A 17,935-nucleotide genomic window follows, 5' to 3' on the forward strand; every position below is an offset into this window, starting at 1 on the left:
ATTTGGGTCCAATCTCATTAGTATATGCAACTAAGGAGTTGCTCCCATGGATTTCAATGCCTATCAGAAAGCGTTGTCGCTTCAATCGCGAGGCTCCGAGTGTCCTTTCCCGCCTGGGGAGTACGATCAGAGACTGTCTCGCGTCCGCAATCGGATGGAAGCCGAGGACATAGACGCGCTGCTTTTAACCGACTGCTCTGACATTTTTTACCTGACCGGCTACAGCACCTTTGAGGTGTCCGTGCATGTTGCTCTGGTGGTCACCGCCTCGTCTCTGCTGCTCCAGGTCCCGTCCATCGAGATGGGCCCGGCTATGGTGACAACCCGTGTCCGGGAGGTGTCGGGTTATCGCTGGGAGGGCATCGGTGAAGTTCTGGGGCCGCTGATTGATGCCTTGAATGACTCGGCTGATACGGTCGGGATCGACGCCTGGCACGGTTCTCTCCGCCAGGGGGTGCTTGAAGGCCTGAAAGCCAGGTTGCCGGGGGTTCGCTTCGTTGACGCCGGGGGACTGGTCAAGAAGGTGCGACTGGTTAAGTCCGAGGCGGAGATTGGTTTCCTGCGCCACAGCGCGAGTATCACCGCCGAAGGCCTGAGAGCGGCCGTGGCTGCGGTACGCCCGGGCATGACCGACAATGACGTTGCCGCTGTCGGCGCCAAGGCGCTGCTGGAGGCGGGCAGCGAGTTCATGAGTATGCAGCCGATTGTGACCACCGGGGTGCGCAGCAGTGTGATCCACACCAACCACAAACGCTGCCGCATCGAGCCGGACGAACCGGTCTTCCTGGAGTTCGGTTCCGCCTGGCATCGCTACACTGCGCCGATGATGCAAACCGTAGTGGCGGGTAGTCCTTCGGCTGACATGCGGCGGGTGTTCGACGGCTGCCGCCGCGTGGTGGATGCCCTTCTGGCTGCAGTGCGCCCCGGCACTACCTTTGATTCGGCGGCCCAGTCGGCGGAAAAGGCCCTGGCGCCATTGGCGGGCATGGTGTTCTTTTCGGGCGTGTTCGGCTATACCGTTGGCGCCCAGTTTCCGCCATCGTGGGTGGAAGGTTCCGGTTTCATTGCCCGGGGTGGGAATACCGAGTTCAGGCCGGGCATGGTGTTTCACCTGCCCATTTGTCTGAGGGTGCCGGGGCAGTGGGGCATTGGCTGCAGTGAGACGGTTCTGGTGACCAATACGGGAGCGGAGCCGATTACCGCCAACCCCTGGTCGCTCAATCCAGTCTGAGGTCCAGCAGGTAGATGGTTCTGAGTGCTGGGAGGCGGCTGGCGAACAGGGTGAGCCGATGGATGCGGCTCATGTCCATGGTGCGGTCCTTCGGCGCGTTCCGGATGTCCTCCAGAGCCAGAGTGAAGGTGTTAAGGCCCGGTGTCAGCGTGAACGAGGTGTTGTAGCGGTCGTTGTGGGCGTTATCGCCGTGCTCGTGTTTCAGGTCGTTGATGCGGAGCGTCATGGGCAGGGGGCTCGGGTCTGGATTGAACAGGCTGATGTTCAACCGGTCATACTCGCGCCAGTCGGCCGGGAGGTTCACCAGGGACGCGCCGGAGTACAGGTCTGTGTCCAGCTCAATCCGGAGGCTTCGGCCATGATCCCGGACTGGGTGAGGCGAAGGGGCCAGGTCGCCGTGCCAGAAGGCTGAGGGGTCCTCGTGTTCAAAGTCATACAGCTTCGGCAACAGGTGGCTCACCTCGAACTGCCGGGCCGCCACCATGCCCGTGGACCCCAGTTCGACCATCACGAACAGGGTACTCGCCACGGCCAGACCGATCATCAAAGCATTGGGCCTGACCCTGCCCGCGATCAGCGGGTGCCACGCCAGAATCAGCCAGACGCCGATCAGATTGCGCAGGATGTCGTGCCAGTCCGCCTCCCGATCCAGCTGAGACTGCGCGGCTTCAATCAGTGTGCCGACGACGACCATGATCGCGGTCGCAGCCAGCCAGAGTCGCCAGCCTTCGAGCCACCGCCACGGGCGGAGCGTCAGGGTCAGCAGGGCGAAGAATACGATATGGCCCAGATTCCATACCGAGGTGCTCAGCGGGCCGGGTAGCCAGTCGGGACTGCCAATAAAAAGCAGTGGCGCCATGACAAGAACGCCCGCAGAGGCCAACGTCATCAGACGCTTTCCTTTGTGGGCGTTCCTGGGGGAAGGGCCGAAACCCATCAGCTGCGGCTGGTAACTTCCAGCAGGTGGTAGCCGAACTGGGTCTTGATCGGGCCAATCACGGTGTTCAGTTCGCTGTTGAACACAGCCTTGTCGAACTCGGGGACCATCTGGCCCGGGCCAAACGCACCCAGGTCGCCGCCATTGCGGCCTGACGGACAGGATGAGTGCTGCTTCGCGACTTCCGCGAAATCCTGGCCACCTTCAATGGCTTTCTTCAGTTCTTCACACTTCGCTTCGCTGTCTACCAGAATGTGGCGGGCTGTTGCCTGTGCCATGCTCGGTCTCCTCTTGGGGTGAATGAAAACAACAGAACCGGAATGCTGCCCGTACCCACGTTCTGAGGCAAGCGCTTTTTATCCGTGTTTCTGCGGTCTCACGGTCGGGACTCCAAACCTGTACAATGCCGGCTTTCTCTCGCCGGTGCCAGGGTGCCCGTACCCCGCCGGCCCTCACGTGTATAGGTTTCTTTCTTGATCTCCACCGCCAATATCACCATGCAGTTCGGGGCCAGGCCCCTGTTCGAAAACGTTTCCGCCAAGTTCGGCAATGGCAACCGCTACGGCCTGATCGGCGCCAACGGCTGCGGAAAATCCACGCTGATGAAGATTCTCGGTGGCGATCTCGAACCCTCTGCCGGCCAGGTCATGCTGGAGCCGAACGTCCGGCTGGGTAAACTGCGCCAGGACCAGTTCGCCTACGAGGACTGCACGGTGATGGATACCGTGATCATGGGCCACGAAGAACTCTGGCAGGTGAAGAAGGAGCGGGACCGGATCTATTCCCAGGCCGAGATGAGCGAGGCAGACGGCATGGCCGTGGCGGATTTGGAAGTCCAGTTCGCCGAGATGGACGGTTACACCGCCGAGGCCCGTGCCGGGGAGCTGTTGCTGGGGCTGGAAATCCCACTGGAGGACCATAACGGACCGATGAGTGCGCTGGCGCCGGGCTGGAAGCTGAGGGTATTGCTGGCTCAGGCCCTGTTCTCCGATCCGGACGTGCTGTTGCTCGACGAGCCCACCAACCATCTGGATATCAACACCATCCGTTGGTTGGAAAACATCCTGGTTGCCCGCAACAGCACCATGATCATTATTTCTCACGACCGCCACTTCCTGAACAGTGTGTGCACCCACATGGCGGATCTGGACTACGGCGAGCTGCGCCTGTTCCCGGGCAACTACGACGAGTACATGACCGCGGCCACCCAGGCCCGCGAACGCATGCAGGCCGACAACGCCAAGAAGAAGGCTCAGATTGCCGAACTGCAGCAGTTCGTCAGCCGCTTCTCTGCGAACGCTTCAAAAGCCAAACAGGCCACCTCCCGGGCCCGTCAGATCGACAAGATCCAGCTGGAAGAGGTCAAGCCGTCCAGCCGGGTGAGTCCGTTCATCCGTTTCGAGCAGGGCAAGAAACTGCACCGTCAGGCCGTTACGCTCAGGGATCTGACCAAGGGTTTCGATGGCCAGCCCCTGTTCAACAAACTGAACCTGCAGGTCGAGGCCGGCGAGCGCGTGGCCATCATTGGGCCCAACGGTATCGGCAAAACCACGCTGCTTCAGTGCATGGCCGGCGCCTATGAGCTCGACGGCGGCGAAGTTAAGTGGACCGACAGTGCCGAGGTCGGCTACTTCGCTCAGGACCACACCGCCGATTTCGCCGCCGACGACACCCTGACTGACTGGATGGCCCAGTGGACCACCGGCGGCGAGCAACTGGTGCGGGGCACCCTCGGCCGTATGTTGTTTTCCGGCGACGACATCGGAAAATCGGTAAAGGTGATTTCGGGTGGTGAGCAGGGACGTATGCTCTTTGGCAAGCTTATCCTGCAAAAGCCCAACGTCATGCTGATGGATGAGCCCACCAACCACCTGGACATGGAATCCATCGAGGCGTTGAACCTGGCGCTGGAGAACTACCCCGGCACACTGATCTTTGTCAGTCATGATCGGGAGTTTGTTTCTTCGCTGGCGACGCGCATTATCGAACTGAGTGCGGACGGGGTGACGGATTTCAGTGGCTCCTACGATGATTATCTTCGGAGTCAGGGTTACCTTTGATCAATTTGCGATGGGGCTTGGGCAGCTCTTCCCGGCCGCCCGATCAAAACTTTGCGCGGCCCTCACATTTTAAAGAGAGACCAGCATGGAAGAGACAGACGTCATAAACGCAACACGGAAATGGGTCGAGGACGTAGTCGTTGGTTACAACCTCTGCCCATTTGCGAAGCGGGAGTTGGTTCGGGATCGGGTACGGTTCGCCGTCTCTGACGCTGCCGATGAAGATGCCCTGCTGCAGGCGCTTCATTCCGAACTCCAGCGCCTCAACGATGAGCCTGAGGTCGAAACCACGGTACTGATCCATCCGGGTGTATTGCAGGACTTCGCAGCCTACAATGAGTTTCTGGATGCCGCTGATGGTTTGCTGGCGTATCTGGAGATGGAAGGCATTTACCAGATTGCGAGTTTCCATCCGGACTATCAGTTCGAAGGCACGGAGCCGGATTCGGCGGAGAACTACACCAACCGGTCGCCGTACCCGATGCTTCACCTGTTACGGGAAGCCAGTCTGGAAGCCGCGATTGACAGCTATCCTGACGTAAATGGTATCCCGGATAGAAACATTGAACTGATGGAACAGCTCGGGGCAGACAAGATGCGGAAAACTCTCGCCAATTGCCTGAAAGACTCCAGGGTTGCCGGGGAGTAAAAAGGGGGCTCTGCCTGCGATAGCACGGAGCCGAAACAGGCCAGCCAAGAACTCAGACAAAGAGGCAAACCCTTGGGACTTCTTTTCGAACAGATCGACAGCCAACCCTCCGAAATCGGTGAGATTACCCTCCGTCGCCGACGGATTCCGGCGATCGGCGACCGGGATATCTTCGAGGTCAAGCTCGGCGAAGAATTCCTGATGTCGAGCATGTTCGTGGATGCTGAGGTCGCCCTGTCAGACCTTGGCCTGAACGAAACCGAAGGCGATGACCTCAGCGTGGTCGTTGGCGGCCTGGGCCTCGGCTACACAGCGGTGGCGGCGCTCAAACACGAGCGGGTGGGGGAACTGCTGATCGTCGAATACCTGGAGCCGGTCATCCGCTGGCACCAGCAGGAACTGGTACCCCTGGGCAAGGACATTAACGCCGACGCCCGCAGCCGCTACGTCCACGGTAGCTTCTTCGACCTCGCCATTGGCGAGCCGGATATCGGGGGATTCGACCCCGAATCGCCCGGCAAGACCTTCGATGCCATCCTGCTCGACATCGACCACTCACCCAGGGCTCTGCTGCACGATTCCAACGCCAGCTTCTACACCGCCGAAAACATCGGTCGGATGGCCGGACAGCTGAAGCCACGTGGAATCTTTGCCATGTGGTCAAATGAAGGCGAAGATGACGAGTTCATGACGGTGTTGCGTGAGGTGTTTACCGATGTCGCCTGCCATGTTGTAACCTTCTTCAATCCGTTCCAGAACAGGGAGTCGTTCAACACCGTGTATGTAGCCCGAAAACCGGGCTGAACTATCCGGAGTTTGTATGCCTGTAATGCGCCACCGAGCCCGCCCCTTCAGCTCCAGTTACCGCTTGCCGGCGTCTGATGAAGCACCGGTTCGGCACGAACCGGAGCACGCCGGCCACCTGCTGGCGGATTTTATCCGGAAGCACCCGCGGCTGCTGATCCTCACGGGGGCGGGTGTGAGCACAGACTCGGGTATTCCGGATTATCGGGATGGCGAGGGTGCCTGGAAGCGCAAACAGCCGGTTCAGCACCAGGCCTTCATGGACAGTTACGAAACCCGGCAGCGTTACTGGGGACGAAGCCTGATTGGCTGGCCGGTGATGCGCAATGCCACCCCGAACCCCTCACACCACCATATCTCCGACCTGGAGCTGCTCAACCACAGCAGTCTGGTGGTCACCCAGAATGTGGACCGGTTGCACCAGAAAGCAGGTACCCGAGCCGTGACGGATTTGCATGGCCGCGCCGACGAAGTCCTCTGCATGAGTTGCGGCTACCGTTGTCCCCGGGATGAGGTGCATCATCGCTGTGCCGAGCTGAATCCGGGCTTTGGCCATTACCGCGCTGACACGGCGCCAGACGGTGATGCGGATCTGGAGGTGGACTTCAGTGACTTCCGGCCAGCGGATTGCCCCAAGTGTGCCGGCATTCTGAAACCGGATGTGGTCTTCTTCGGGGATTACGTGCCCAGGGAACGGGTCTACTCCGCGCTGGATGTGCTCAAGGCCAGCGACGGTTTGCTGGTGGTCGGCTCTTCGCTGATGGTGTACTCGGGATTTCGTTTCTGCCGGTATGCGAAAGAGTGGGACAAACCGATTGCCACGCTGAACCTGGGGCGGACCCGGGCCGAGCCGCTGGCGGATCTGAAACTGAATGCGCGGATCGGGGAGACCCTTAAGGCCTCCCTCGACCAACTTTAGGGTTACCGGGATTTGTTGAATCCGAGCAGTTTTCGCCAGCGATTCAGCAAGAACTCCGTGTGGTGGTCCCAGGGATGGAATTCGGGCCTGAAGTATTCCAGATACCCCGGAATGATGGCGGTGAACATGCCATTTGGGCCCCATACGCGGTTCAGGCCTTGCGCCCAGGAACGCAGGTTCAGAAGCTGTTTGTCCTCCCGCATCAACTCTACAATGAAGCTGTGAATGGCAACCATGATCAGCGTCGTGATCAGGGCCATCACCCCCATCCGGATGGCGTAATCCACCAAGGTTTTGTCATAGAGCTGCTGGTAGGTATCGAAAGCCACCGCCTTGTGTTCATTTTCTTCGATGCAGTGCCACGCCCACAGTGTGCGCATGGACGGGTCGCTGTCGACCCAGTGAGGTTACGGTAAAGGTGGGGGTAATCGCCGGTTATTACGGGCCATAAACCGGTCATCTCTGGCGAGGGACCGGATAAGAAGATCCGGGGGCCGCCTCAGCGGCCCCCGGGAGAGTGTTAAACGAGGTTGTAGATGAACACCGCCGCCACGGCAATGGGGGTGAAGTAGCGGATGGTGATGTACCACAGCTTGAACATCGGCTCGGACAGCGACAGCTCGTTCTCGATGGCCTCCCGGGACATGACCCAGCCGGCGAAGACAGCCACCAGCAGTCCGCCCAGCGGCAACAGGACGTTGGCGGTGAAGAAGTCGAGCAGGTCGAAGATGGTCTTGCCTTCGAACATCGCGATGCTGCCCAGCGGTGCGAAATCGGACCACAGGTTCAGGGACAGGATTGAGGCAATGCCCAGCGCCCAGCATACGAAGCCGGCGCCGAGGGTACTGATGGTGCGGTTCATGCCTTTCTGTTCTTCGAGCCACTCCACGATCGGTTCCAGCAGGGAAATACCGGACGTCCAGGCGGCAAAAATCAACAGTACGAAGAACAGGGTGCCAAACAGACTGCCCATAGGCATCTGACCGAATGCCAGTGGCAGGGTCTGGAAAATCAGGCCAGGTCCTGCGCCCGGCTCCAGGCCGTTGGCAAAGACGATCGGGAAGATGGCCAGACCGGCCAGCAGGGCAACGCCCGTGTCGATCACCGAGACGGCAATGGACGTCTTGGCAATGGAAATGTTCTTTGGCAGGTAAGAACCGTAGGCCATCATCACCGCCATACCCAGGCTCAGGGTGAAGAAGGCGTGGCCGAGTGCCACCAGGATGCCGGAGGTGGTGAGCCTGGAGAAGTCCGGCTGGAACAGGAAGCTGGCCGCACGACCGAACTCGCCGGTCGTCATGGCGTAACCCACCACAATCATCAACAGGACAAACAAACCGGGCATAAGGATGCTCACGGCCCGCTCAAGGCCTGAGCGAACACCCTTGGCAACCACCACCATGACCAACGCCATGAAGACGGTGTGCCAGGTCAGCAGCGTCATTGGATCGCTCAGCAGGCCGGAGAAAATGGCGCCAACTGCCTCTGCGGACTGGCCCACCAACTGACCACTGGCCGCTGTGCCAACATAGGACACCGCCCAGCCACCGATCACGGAATAGAAGGACAGAATCAGGAAACCGGCGAGCACGCCAACAGCGCCCACCATGCGCCAGGCCGGCTTCAGCCGGTCTCGTTCTGCGATCAGTCGCAGGCTGTTGACCGGGCTGCGGCCGCCCCGGCGACCAATAAGCACTTCCGCCATCATGATCGGCAGGCCGACCGCGGCGATGCAGAGAAGATAGACCAGGACAAAAGCGCCACCGCCGTTTTCACCAGTAATGTACGGGAACTTCCAGATGTTGCCGAGACCCACGGCGGAGCCGGTCGCCGCGAGAACGAAGGCAAGGCGCGAGGACCAGAGCCCGCGCTTGGCGTTGGAACCTTCCAGTGCCTCCGAATAGGTGGCACTACCTGATTGTGATACAGACATAACTGTCTCCTGCTTGATACTTGTTTTTGTTGGGGGGGGAGAGGCCGCGCCAGGCACGGCCTCAAAGACACTGGGCCCGGCTGTTACCCGACCCGGGCCAGACGCTCGGGGTTTGCATTGCCCCGGGCCTCGTGTTTGCGGAAACGTTCTTCCGCCAGCTCATTGGCGATGGCGCCCGTCGGACGGCCACTGCGATCAGAGCGGGTAAAGATTTCCGTCAGGGTGTCGCCGATGGCGTCCACATGGGCGCGAACCGTTTCGGGCGTTTCCCCGGTGCGCTCGTAGAACACGTCAATGATGCCACCGGCATTGATGGCGAAGTCCGGGGCATAAAGAATGCCCCGGTCTTTCAGGGCCTGATCGTGGTCCGCGCGTTCGAGCAGGTTGTTGGCTGCTCCGGCTACCACCTTGGCCTTCAGCTGCGGAATACTGTCGTCGTTCAGCACCGCACCCATGGCGCAGGGCGCCACCACGTCCACCGGCAGGTACAGAATGTCCTCAGCGGAGGCGGGCTTGGCACCCAGTTCATCCACGGCGCGTTGCATGTTCTCGGCAAAGATGTCGTACACCCAGAGCTGGGCACCGGCTTCTTTCAGGTGCCTGGCCAGGCGGAAGCCGACATTGCCGATGCCCTGGATGGCGACCTTCAGGCCGCTGAGGTCATCCCGGCCCAGCTTGTGGCGGACGGCGGCTTTCAGGCCGATAAAAGTGCCATAGGCCGTGGCCGGAGATGGATCGCCGTTGCTGGGCTGGCCGTCAAAGCCAATGCGCTCTGCAATGCCGGCGACATGCTGTGTGTGTCGCCCCATAACTTTCAGGTCCGGTACGCTGGTTCCGGAATCCTCGGCGGCAATGTATTGGCCGCCCAGACCCTCCAGATGCTTGCCCATGGCTTCGAGCAGGGCTTCGCTCTTCTCTTTGCGAGGATCACCAATAATGACGGACTTGCCGCCACCCAGGTCCAGGTTGGCAAGTGCTGATTTGTAGGTCATGCCTTTGGACAGGCGCAGTACGTCGCGCAGTGCCTGCTCGTCGGTGGTGTAGGGGAACATCCGGCAACCGCCCAGGGCAGGGCCGCGCGAGGTGTTGTGAATCGCAACAATGGCTTTCAGTCCGGTTTCCGGATCGCAGAAAAAGGACAGGTGCTCGTGGTTATCGAACTCGGGATGGCTGAATACGTTCATGGCGTTTCACCTTTCTTCCTTGGCTGTCGCTACCCTTGTGGGGCCTGCGGTAGCCGATGTTTTGTTGTTAGACCGCGGTAGTCGCGATTGGTTGGTACTCAGGGCGCGCGGTGCGTCCTTCCTGATTGGCTATCACCGTTTCCAGAAATCAGCAGGTGCAGTCAGCCGCAAACGGGGCTGGGGCCTGCGTTGGCTGACCATGGCGGAGCGAAAATCGGGGCCGGGCTGGCCTCTGGAAACGGAAGACGTCGATGGTATTGGGCGGGCACGAATACGCGAGGCGCACTCCCGCCGGGGGGCGTGTTGTGTCTGACATAATGAAACCCTCTCCACCTGGCCGGATCTCGGCATGAGTGGCTGTCTTGTTTTTGTCGTCCGGCTTGTGGCCGGCCTTTTGATTTCAGGTGTCCGCTTTCCTAGAGAGGAATTGCCCTTTTGGGGCCGGACGGAAAATAAATTAGTGACTTTTTACGTTAACGTCAATGCGAAAGGCGCGAACAATTCGGGTGAGCTAAGGCAAACCCCCGCAAGGTTTTGTGCACCGGGCAAAAATTTTTTTATAGGAAATGAATATATCCCGCTTTTCGTTAGCGCGAATCGTTTTCAGTCCCTCGCCGGTGGCCGCTCCGGTGTGGGTTATACTCGGATAAGAAAGCTGTGGCGACCCGCTCTGACTGAGCGAAGGAGAGAGTTATGAAACGGCTTTTCTACTTGGTTGATTCCATCGACAGCGTCGAAAGCATTTCCGATGACCTGCATCAGGAAGGCGTCACCAACTGGCGTTTCCACATCGTCAGCAAGGATGAAGCGGGTCTCTATACTCACCGCCTTCACTCTGCCAGCGTTCTGGACCGGACCGATCTGGCCAGGTTCGTGGAGCGCGGGCTGATTATCGGTGGGTTGTTCGCCCTGTGCTTCGTGTTGCCACTGGCGCTGTGGGGCGGCCTGGACTGGCCGGCGTCCGCTTTTGTTGCCATGGGCGTGTTTATGGTGCTGGCGGGTGGCTGGCTCGGTGGTTTTGGCGGGATCGGAACCGAAAACTACCGGATCCGGCGATTCCACAAGGACATTGAAGCCGGGAAGTACCTGATCATGGTGGATGCGCCGAAAGCGAATGTTGATCAGATGAAAGCACTGATGGCAAAGAACCATCCGGAGGCGGTCCTGCAGGGAGAGGGCAGCAGCTTCAATAATCCTTTCGCAGCGGGCGACGGTCGGGTTCATGTCATTCACTAGGCGGTCCTGGATCGGGTCTCAGGTACTGGCCTCAGAGATGACCTTGCAGATAGGACCTTAGTCTGAGAAAGGCCGCAAACTTCGGTATTCACCTATACGCGATCCGGGGGATCTGCCTTAGCTTCCTCTGATGTCTGTCGCTTCCTATTCTTATACCATTCAGCCGCGAAAAGTCCGTCAGGAGTTTGTCCGGCTTTTTCCCATCTCCCTGTTTGTGGTGGCATTCGGTGCTGCCTTTGGGCTCGCGGCTACCCAGAAAGGCCTGTTGCCGCTGGAAGCACTCCTGATGAGCACGGCGGTGTTTGCCGGTGCTTCGCAGTTTGCGGCGACGGACATGTGGGGCAGTGAGGTTTCGGTCCTGCCACTGATCGCGGTTGTGTTTGCCATCAATTCCCGTCATCTGCTCATGGGCGCGTCGTTGTATCCGATGCTCAAAGACGTTGCTCCGGCGAAACGGTATGGGTTGCTTTTGCTGCTAACGGACGCGAACTGGGCGGTATCTGCCCAGGATTACCAGAATGGCAAACGCAATCTGGAAGTGATTCTGGGCGGAGGCCTGGTGCTCTGGATGGCCTGGCTTGTAGGCACCTGGCTGGGTGTTTACTTCGGCGGACTGCTGCAGAACCCGAAGAGTCTAGGGTTGGATATGGTGCTCGGGTGCTTCCTGCTGGCCATGGCGCTCGGGGGGAAGAAATCGCCGCGGGTGCTGGTTGCCTGGACTGTGGCCGCACTGGCATCCCTGGCGGCGTGGAAGTGGCTGCCACCGAATACTCACGTGGTGGTGGGGGCGCTGGCCGGTGGTGTAATCGGGTACTTCTGGCTGGATAAAAAACCGGTCAGTGCCGCTGCCGAGGGAGAAGCGGCGTGACCATCGAAACCACGACGGCAGGCGTTCTGGCATTGATCGCCATCATGACGATCGTCACCCTGGCGACTCGATTCGGTGGTGTGTTTGTCATGTCGTTCGTACGAATCAGCCCCCGCATCGAGAGTTTCATCAATACCATGGCCAGCTCCGTGCTGATCGCCATTGTCGTGCCCATGGCCTTTGCCGGGGACCTCGGGGCCATCGCGGCGCTGTCGGTTACCACCGTCACCATGCTGGCGCTCAGGAAACCCCTGCCCGCGATCGCCGCCGGCATCGCCGCTGCCGGTATCGTCCGCTATCTGATCTGAAATCGGCGCGTGCTCGCGCTAGGGGGCACCGTCTTGCATCGGGTTGGGGTTGCGCAGCGCCAGCTCGCCGATACCGGGCAGTTTGATACCCAGGGCCAGGGGATTAACCCCCAGTGACAGGCCCAGAATGTTGAGCTCCAGTCCTTCCCGGACACCGGCCAGCAGGCCGAAATACCCCCCCAGGGAGAACTGGTAACCGGCGCCGCCGGGTACCTCGGCAACCACGCTGTTACCCAGATAATCCTTGCCAATGGCGTTACTGGGTAAGGCAACCTCGAGGCCGGGCACCTCCCGAATCACCCAGGCGATAAAGGTATTGCTGTTCGGTCCGGGCCAGGCCTCATACTCCGTTGGGTAGGGGTAACGCTCGATCGCCTCGTAGATCGACGGAATCAGCGTCCCGGCCTCGGCCCCGCGAACGTCTGCGTAGAGTTCGGGCCTGGCCCCGTACCAGTGGCGGTCCGGCTCGCCCGGGCGGGAGTTGACCACATAGCTGCGCCACCCGGTAACTTCGTGAACCCGGTACTCGTCGGCCCCCTTCTCCTTGGTGGCAATCCAGGTGTGGACGGCAAAGTAGCCGCGCCAGCTCCAGGCCCGGGCACCGTAAACCTGGATGATAGCGCCTTCATGTTGCTCCGGCCGGGGCGCAATTCCGGCGCTTTCCCGGCTGGCAGTTTGCCAGCTTTCTGCGCCCTGGAGGCTGCTGCTGGTGGCCAGCAGTACCGGCCCTACCAATAACAGGAACAGGCCGGCCAGGGGCCAGGCGGTGTACTTCAGGAGACGCTTCATATCAGGGTTCCGGATAGGTTGGGTGCTTTAATTCTAGTCGGTACGACATGGCCCTGTCGCCGGATCCGTTCTGGACAGTGCGGGTTTGCCGGGGTTCCGCTTGTCTTCTAGGCTCAAGGTAACAGTCATTGAAGAGAGAGGAGTGGCGTTATGACCGATCACCATGTGTACAAAAAAGTCGAAATCGTCGGTTCGTCGCGCAAAAGCATCGAGAACGCCATTGAAAATGCCCTGGAGGAGTGTGGCAAGAGTATCCGCAACATGGAGTGGTTCGAGGTGGTCGAGACCCGCGGCCATATCGTCGATGGCAAGGTCGGCCATTATCAGGTTGTCATGAAGGTGGGATTCCGCATCAAGGATAGCTGACGTTGATAACCCGGTTCCGGATGGCGCCGGCCAGGCGGCTCATCAGGTCCCGGGCTTCGCCGTCGTAAAGGGCGTGACATTTGTCCCGCAACACGCGGCGCTCATGATCGGAGGCGGAGCCGGATACTTCCTTCGACATGTCCAGGTGCTGGCAGGCTGCCAGGTGCGCCTTGATCTCGGTGTCGATCAGCCTGGTCACCAGTTCCTCCACCGATTCGCTGCAGAAAGGCCGGTTCCGGTTCAGCAGGTTGCGTGCTTCCAGTGCGGCGTTTCGTGCTTCCAGCCGAAGGTCGCCCGCTGACTCGCCATTTTCCACAGCTCGAAGAAACATGCCCAGCCGGTCATGTAGGATCCAGAGTTGGGGCCAGATCTGGTCATAGGCGTCTTTCTCGGCTTGGTATTTGGCGGCGCCGGCTTCGGAACCGGAAGAGCCGGGGCGGTCCTGATCCGGGCCGTTGAACTGACCGACGCGAAGTTCATCCACCTCCCGGCCGAGAGAGCCGGTCCGCTGCCGAAGCGTTTCGACCTCCCGGCTGGCGGTCCGTTTGGCACTGGATGCCACCCAGAGGGCAGCGAGGCCGACAAGCAAGGCCAGTGCGGCAATCAGTAGTGGGAAATGGGGGCCGTCGAGAACGCTCAGAAGTGGGTCCGTTTCCATGGGGTTGAATCCCTTTACAAAAACATTGCGTTGGACTTTCAGTATAGAAGCTAATCACCGTTGCGCTGTCGAAATGGCAGAAGGGTAAGGGCCTCCTCGTAATACCCGGCAACATGCTCGGCTTCGTCCTCGGTAAACGCCGCTATGGCCTCCCGGAAACCGGGGTGGCGGATCCCGTGCCAGGAATGGGTGATGACGGGTTCGAATCCCCGTACGAGCTTGTGTTCGCCCTGGGCGCCGGCGTCAAAGTGCGTCAGTCCGAGCTCGATGGCCAACTCAATGCCCTGGTAATAGCAGGTCTCGAAGTGCAGGTGATTGAACTCGTCGAGGCAGCCCCAGTAACGGCCATAGAGCGTATTCGCTCCGTTAAGGAAAAGGGCTCCGGCGATCATTTCCCCGTCCCTGACTGCCATCACAAGATGCAGGTGCTCGGAGAGGTTCTCTCGCACCAGTTCAAAGAACTGCCTGTTCAGGTAGGGGCGTTGGCCGCGTTTCAGGTAGGTGGCCTGGTAAAACACGTAAAAGGCGGAAAGCACGTGATCGGGAATGTCGCGCCCGTGAAACCGCTGGAAGCTGATGCCCTGTTCAGACACCTGGCGTCGTTCCTTGCGGATGGATTTGCGTTTGCGGGAGGTCAGCTGTGCCAGGAAGTCATCGAAGCCGTCATAATTCCGGTTGTGCCAGTGGAACTGGCAACCGGTGCGATGCAGTTCCTGTTCGTGCGTCAGCAGCGCCTGGTCTGCGGCGTCGGGGAACAACAGGTGCCAGGAATGGGCGCCCAGTTGTGGCATCACGGAATCCAGAAGTTCCGGGACCTGGCCTGGGCCGAGTTTTTGCCGGAGTCCGGGCTCCAGCAGCAGCCGAGGGCCCTGGGATGGTGTAAACGGGATGGCGATCAGGAGCTTGGGGTAATAGGCCAGGCCGTGGCGCTGATAGGCGTCCGCCCAGGCCCAGTCGAATACATACTCGCCCATGGAGTGAGTCTTCAGGTAGGCGGGTGCGATCCCGGCAAGCTCGCCGTTGACCCGGAACACCAGGTGGCTGGGTTGCCATCCGGTTTCCGCCCTGGTGCACCCGGAAAGCTCCAGCGCGTGGAGGAACTCATGGCGCAGAAACGGGTTATTCCTGCCGGCGAGTCGCTCCCAGTCCGACCGGGTAATGTCCGCGATGGACTGGCAGGTTTCGACAGTCAGCGAAACGGAAGGGGAGAGGTGTCCGGGTTCGGGCATGGCTCGGGTGGCTCCTTGAGGATATCCCGATACCATACGCCAAAACCCGGGATCTGATCACTGTGCGACGGGTTCACAGCGTTCCTTCAGCTCCTTCTGCCATTCTGCCCGGCGTTGCTCGTATTTCTCTTGTTTCTCCTGTCGGATCTCTTCCCAGGTTTCGAGCTGCTCTTCGGTCAGTTGCAGGCGCTCGGCCATTTCCGACCAGCGTGCCTCCCGTTTTGCCTGTCGCTCGTCATGCTTGAAGCGCCCCTTGTTCTCACGGAAGTTTTCGCACACTTGTTCCATGTTGGGCTTACCGTGGTAGCCGCTGTGTTTGTCGCCGCCATGATGGTCGGCAAGGGCAAACGGGCTTGCGGCGAGCAGGGCAGATGCCAGAATGCCGGCGGTCACGATGGAGTTCTTGCGTTTGTTCATAACAGGTCCTCAGGTTGCATGCCGAGGGTGCGGCAATGGATGTGATTCGCCGCTATGGTAGCGCCGAACGCTGTCAGCGGATGTCAGTACCGTGTAAAGGTTCTGCAAAGGAATACGCGCCGAATCAGCGGGTTGGCGCATGCGTGTTAGACTCCATTTTGTGCTTACGGAGACAGACAATGCAAAACCGGGTGTTGCTGGTAGAAGACGATGACGAACTGCGGGAATTACTGGCCCGCTACCTGACCAATCAGGGTTTTACGGTCCGCGAAGCGGCCAATGGCCAGGACGGACTGACCCTGGCCCTGGGCCAGGATTGCGATATTGTGGTTCTGGACATCATGTTGCCGGACATAAGTGGGCTGGAGGTGCTGAGGGAGTTGCGTGCGGCGACCCATTTGCCGGTCGTGCTCCTGACGGCCCGTGGCGATGAAACCGATCGGATTGTCGGTTTTGAGGTTGGAGCCGACGACTACATTCCCAAACCCTGTAACCCGAGAGAACTGGTTGCCCGCCTGCAGGCGCTGCTGCGCCGGATAGCCTGGGACCAGAAGACCGATTTGAACGCCGCCAGGGTCTACGGCGATTTACGGGTTGAGCCCGGGCACCGGCGTATTCTCCAACAGGGCGTCGCCCTTGATCTGACCGCCACCGAGTACGAGGTTCTGCAGGTTCTGCTGGCCCATGCCGGTAGCGTGGTGCGCAAAACTGACCTGATGCAGTGGGCGCTCGGGCGGCGGCTCGAGGCCTACGACCGCACCCTGGATATGCACATCAGCAATCTGCGCCGCAAACTGGGCAACGAAGATCCGCCACGCATCGAAACGGTCAGGGGGCTGGGATACAGCTATCGGGTGCCCGTGTGAGCCGTCGCCTGATGTTTCCACTGTTCTGGCGGATCTTCCTGTCAATCTGGCTGGCGATGGCGGTCACCGTGGTAGCCAGCAACCTGGCAACCCGTACGCTGCTGGATCGGGAACGGCAGGCGATAGAGCGCCAGGTTGGTCTGAGGGATCTGGGGCTGGAGGCTATCAGGGTTCGTGAAACCGAGGGACGTGGCGATGCCTGGCGCTTTCTGCGCGAACAGGGGAAACGGCTGGAACTGCGCCTGATCCTGATTGAGCTGGACGACGACAAGCGTTTGCCGTCGTCCATCCGAGAGCGGATGAAGTCCGGCTGGTACCCCCAGAAACCCGCGGTGATAGACGTGGCTGATGGTTACCAGCTCGTCGCCTGGCCCCGGGTAAACGGTGAGGGTTGGCTGGATCCGAAGTTTTTCCGCGTCATCGAGATGGGACTGGCTTTCGTGCTGATTACCCTCGCGTGCTTTTGGATTGCCCGTTTCGTTTCACGGCCGCTGAAGCACATGGAAAGTACGGCTCAGCGGATTGCCGGTGGCAACACGGAACTGCGGGTGAGCGAGGACATCGCTCGCCGACGGGATGAGGTCGGCCAGCTTGCGACTGCCTTCAATGCCATGACCGAACGCCTGTGCGGCCTGCTTGAGCGACAGAAACACCTGTTGCGGGATATTTCCCATGATCTGAGGACGCCGCTAACCCGACAGCGTATTGCCATTGAGCTGGCCAGTGATGGCGGTGCCGACGAGCAGCTGGTCGCCAGTATTCTGCGCCAGAACGAGCGTCTGGAAGCCATGACATCGCAGATACTGACGCTGTACCGGGTCGCTGAACAGGGGGGTGATATCGAACGTGAGCCCGTAAAACCGGTCAAACTGCTCAATCAGGTACTGCGAGATGCTGCGGATTACGCCGATCACCAGGGTGTGGAATGCAGGCTGTCGGCGACAGACGAGACGGCCAAGGCATCGGTATTGGGAGATGCTGGCCTGATGCAGCGGGCCTTTGACAACATCCTGCAGAACGCTCTGGATCACACACCACCGGGTAAACGGGTGCAGGTCAGGGCGTCGGTTGCTGATGGTCAGGTGACCGTCGATATTGAGGACGAAGGGGCGGGCGTGCCGGCCGAGTTGTTGCCACATCTGTTCGAGCCGTTTTTCCGGGCTGACAAATCCCGCGGCGGCAAGGGCTGGGGGCTGGGGCTTGCGATTGCACGGGATATCGTGACGGCCCATGATGGCGAGATCAGAGCGGCAGCAGGTGAGTCTGGTGGGTTACGAGTGACGGTGCGGGTGCCGGTGTTTACCGCCGGTTGAGCGCGGTGGCTCTTGGGCGTCGTCATCGGTGGGCCTGAGATCCGCAGCGCCGGAGAAGTCGATGCCCTCTTGCAACTCGTCTTCCTCGAAGCGTATGCCGCAGGCGGCTTTCCGGAGTTTTGCAGGCTCTGCGGTTCCGGGACTGTTAGGCTTGTCTTCCTCGGACAT

At 60.1% G+C, this 17,935-nt stretch carries 21 protein-coding genes and 1 pseudogene; 12 read left to right on the forward strand and 10 right to left on the reverse strand.

The features are described from left to right. The first annotated feature begins 46 nt into the window (after positions 1-46). Complete coding sequence (locus QQF73_RS05345; RefSeq protein ID WP_219866490.1) at positions 47-1,231, forward strand: M24 family metallopeptidase; 1,185 nt, start codon at positions 47-49, stop codon at positions 1,229-1,231. Here the strand turns inward: QQF73_RS05345 and QQF73_RS05350 are convergent. Further along, entirely contained in the window at positions 1,218-2,120 is a 903-nt protein-coding gene (locus QQF73_RS05350; protein ID WP_228743322.1) for a succinyl-CoA synthetase subunit beta, read from the reverse strand. The two genes, QQF73_RS05345 and QQF73_RS05350, sit on opposite strands and share 14 nt — an antisense overlap. A 47-nt stretch (positions 2,121-2,167) precedes the next feature. Beyond that, positions 2,168-2,446, reverse strand: coding sequence for a peptidylprolyl isomerase (locus QQF73_RS05355; RefSeq protein ID WP_091987063.1), 279 nt, complete (start codon positions 2,444-2,446; stop codon positions 2,168-2,170). A 195-nt stretch (positions 2,447-2,641) separates the two neighbouring features. On the opposite strand from QQF73_RS05355, the gene QQF73_RS05360 reads away from it, so the two are divergent. The 4 genes from QQF73_RS05360 (at position 2,642) to QQF73_RS05375 (ending at position 6,600) form a co-directional block, all read left to right on the forward strand. Continuing rightward, a complete protein-coding gene (locus tag QQF73_RS05360; RefSeq protein ID WP_219866489.1) occupies positions 2,642-4,228 on the forward strand; it encodes an ABC-F family ATPase in 1,587 nt (528 codons plus the stop codon). An 85-nt stretch (positions 4,229-4,313) separates the two neighbouring features. Then, positions 4,314-4,877, forward strand: coding sequence for a DUF1415 domain-containing protein (locus tag QQF73_RS05365; RefSeq protein ID WP_219866488.1), 564 nt, complete (start codon positions 4,314-4,316; stop codon positions 4,875-4,877). Between the two features lie 72 nt (positions 4,878-4,949). Next, the gene (locus QQF73_RS05370; RefSeq protein ID WP_219866487.1) at positions 4,950-5,681 is read left to right on the forward strand and encodes a polyamine aminopropyltransferase; all 732 of its coding nucleotides are present in this window, start codon (positions 4,950-4,952) and stop codon (positions 5,679-5,681) included. Positions 5,682-5,697: 16 nt separating this feature from the next. Further along, positions 5,698-6,600, forward strand: coding sequence for an NAD-dependent protein deacetylase (locus QQF73_RS05375; RefSeq protein WP_285367496.1), 903 nt, complete (start codon positions 5,698-5,700; stop codon positions 6,598-6,600). Between the two features lie 2 nt (positions 6,601-6,602). On the opposite strand, the pseudogene QQF73_RS05380 reads toward QQF73_RS05375, so the two are convergent. The 3 genes and pseudogenes from QQF73_RS05380 to QQF73_RS05390 all read right to left on the reverse strand — a co-directional run. Beyond that, positions 6,603-6,983 (reverse strand): annotated as a pseudogene (locus QQF73_RS05380) (metal-dependent hydrolase); the annotation flags it as partial. 137 nt (positions 6,984-7,120) lie between these two features. Then, complete coding sequence (locus tag QQF73_RS05385; RefSeq protein ID WP_285367500.1) at positions 7,121-8,533, reverse strand: sodium-dependent transporter; 1,413 nt, start codon at positions 8,531-8,533, stop codon at positions 7,121-7,123. Positions 8,534-8,616: 83 nt separating this feature from the next. Next, positions 8,617-9,717 carry a Leu/Phe/Val dehydrogenase gene (locus QQF73_RS05390; protein ID WP_285367502.1) on the reverse strand — a complete coding sequence of 367 codons (1,101 nt, stop codon included), beginning with the start codon at positions 9,715-9,717 and terminating at the stop codon, positions 8,617-8,619. Between QQF73_RS05390 and QQF73_RS05395 the strand changes: the two genes are divergently transcribed. The 4 genes from QQF73_RS05395 (at position 9,716) to QQF73_RS05410 (ending at position 12,129) form a co-directional block, all read left to right on the forward strand. After that, positions 9,716-10,030: a hypothetical protein gene (locus QQF73_RS05395; RefSeq protein ID WP_219866483.1), complete on the forward strand. Its 315-nt coding sequence runs from the start codon at positions 9,716-9,718 to the stop codon at positions 10,028-10,030. The genes QQF73_RS05390 and QQF73_RS05395 overlap by 2 nt on opposite strands. Positions 10,031-10,410: 380 nt before the next feature. Further along, positions 10,411-10,953 carry a hypothetical protein gene (locus tag QQF73_RS05400; RefSeq protein ID WP_219866482.1) on the forward strand — a complete coding sequence of 181 codons (543 nt, stop codon included), beginning with the start codon at positions 10,411-10,413 and terminating at the stop codon, positions 10,951-10,953. Between the two features lie 130 nt (positions 10,954-11,083). Then, positions 11,084-11,821, forward strand: a complete 738-nt coding sequence (locus tag QQF73_RS05405; RefSeq protein ID WP_219866481.1) for an AzlC family ABC transporter permease — start codon at positions 11,084-11,086, stop codon at positions 11,819-11,821. Then, on the forward strand, positions 11,818-12,129 hold the full coding sequence (locus QQF73_RS05410; RefSeq protein ID WP_219866480.1) for an AzlD family protein: 312 nt from the start codon (positions 11,818-11,820) through the stop codon (positions 12,127-12,129). Before QQF73_RS05405 ends, QQF73_RS05410 begins: the two co-directional genes overlap by 4 nt. Before the next feature lie 18 nt (positions 12,130-12,147). On the opposite strand, the gene QQF73_RS05415 is transcribed toward QQF73_RS05410, so the two are convergent. Beyond that, entirely contained in the window at positions 12,148-12,918 is a 771-nt protein-coding gene (locus tag QQF73_RS05415; protein WP_285367531.1) for a DUF3750 domain-containing protein, read from the reverse strand. A gap of 150 nt (positions 12,919-13,068) precedes the next feature. Here QQF73_RS05415 and QQF73_RS05420 point away from each other — a divergent pair, with 150 nt between their 5' ends. Beyond that, positions 13,069-13,284: a dodecin gene (locus QQF73_RS05420; RefSeq protein ID WP_219866478.1), complete on the forward strand. Its 216-nt coding sequence runs from the start codon at positions 13,069-13,071 to the stop codon at positions 13,282-13,284. On the opposite strand, the gene QQF73_RS05425 is transcribed toward QQF73_RS05420, so the two are convergent. From QQF73_RS05425 to QQF73_RS05435, 3 genes are read right to left on the reverse strand one after another with little or no spacing between them, the layout of a single operon-like run. Next, complete coding sequence (locus QQF73_RS05425; protein ID WP_219866477.1) at positions 13,271-13,942, reverse strand: hypothetical protein; 672 nt, start codon at positions 13,940-13,942, stop codon at positions 13,271-13,273. The two genes, QQF73_RS05420 and QQF73_RS05425, sit on opposite strands and share 14 nt — an antisense overlap. 50 nt (positions 13,943-13,992) lie before the next feature. Beyond that, the gene (locus tag QQF73_RS05430; RefSeq protein WP_285367534.1) at positions 13,993-15,171 is read right to left on the reverse strand and encodes a GNAT family N-acetyltransferase; all 1,179 of its coding nucleotides are present in this window, start codon (positions 15,169-15,171) and stop codon (positions 13,993-13,995) included. Between the two features lie 57 nt (positions 15,172-15,228). Further along, a complete protein-coding gene (locus QQF73_RS05435; protein WP_219866475.1) occupies positions 15,229-15,588 on the reverse strand; it encodes a hypothetical protein in 360 nt (119 codons plus the stop codon). 179 nt (positions 15,589-15,767) lie between these two features. Here QQF73_RS05435 and QQF73_RS05440 point away from each other — a divergent pair, with 179 nt between their 5' ends. Then, positions 15,768-16,454 carry a response regulator transcription factor gene (locus tag QQF73_RS05440; protein ID WP_285367535.1) on the forward strand — a complete coding sequence of 229 codons (687 nt, stop codon included), beginning with the start codon at positions 15,768-15,770 and terminating at the stop codon, positions 16,452-16,454. Next, the gene (locus tag QQF73_RS05445) at positions 16,451-17,767 is read left to right on the forward strand and encodes a sensor histidine kinase (protein WP_285367536.1); all 1,317 of its coding nucleotides are present in this window, start codon (positions 16,451-16,453) and stop codon (positions 17,765-17,767) included. The genes QQF73_RS05440 and QQF73_RS05445 overlap by 4 nt, the downstream gene beginning before the upstream one ends. Here QQF73_RS05445 and QQF73_RS05450 read toward each other — a convergent pair. Next, entirely contained in the window at positions 17,726-17,935 is a 210-nt protein-coding gene (locus QQF73_RS05450; protein WP_285367537.1) for a hypothetical protein, read from the reverse strand. The two genes, QQF73_RS05445 and QQF73_RS05450, sit on opposite strands and share 42 nt — an antisense overlap.

The organism is Marinobacter albus (assembly GCF_030238305.1).
Classification (GTDB): domain Bacteria; phylum Pseudomonadota; class Gammaproteobacteria; order Pseudomonadales; family Oleiphilaceae; genus Marinobacter; species Marinobacter albus.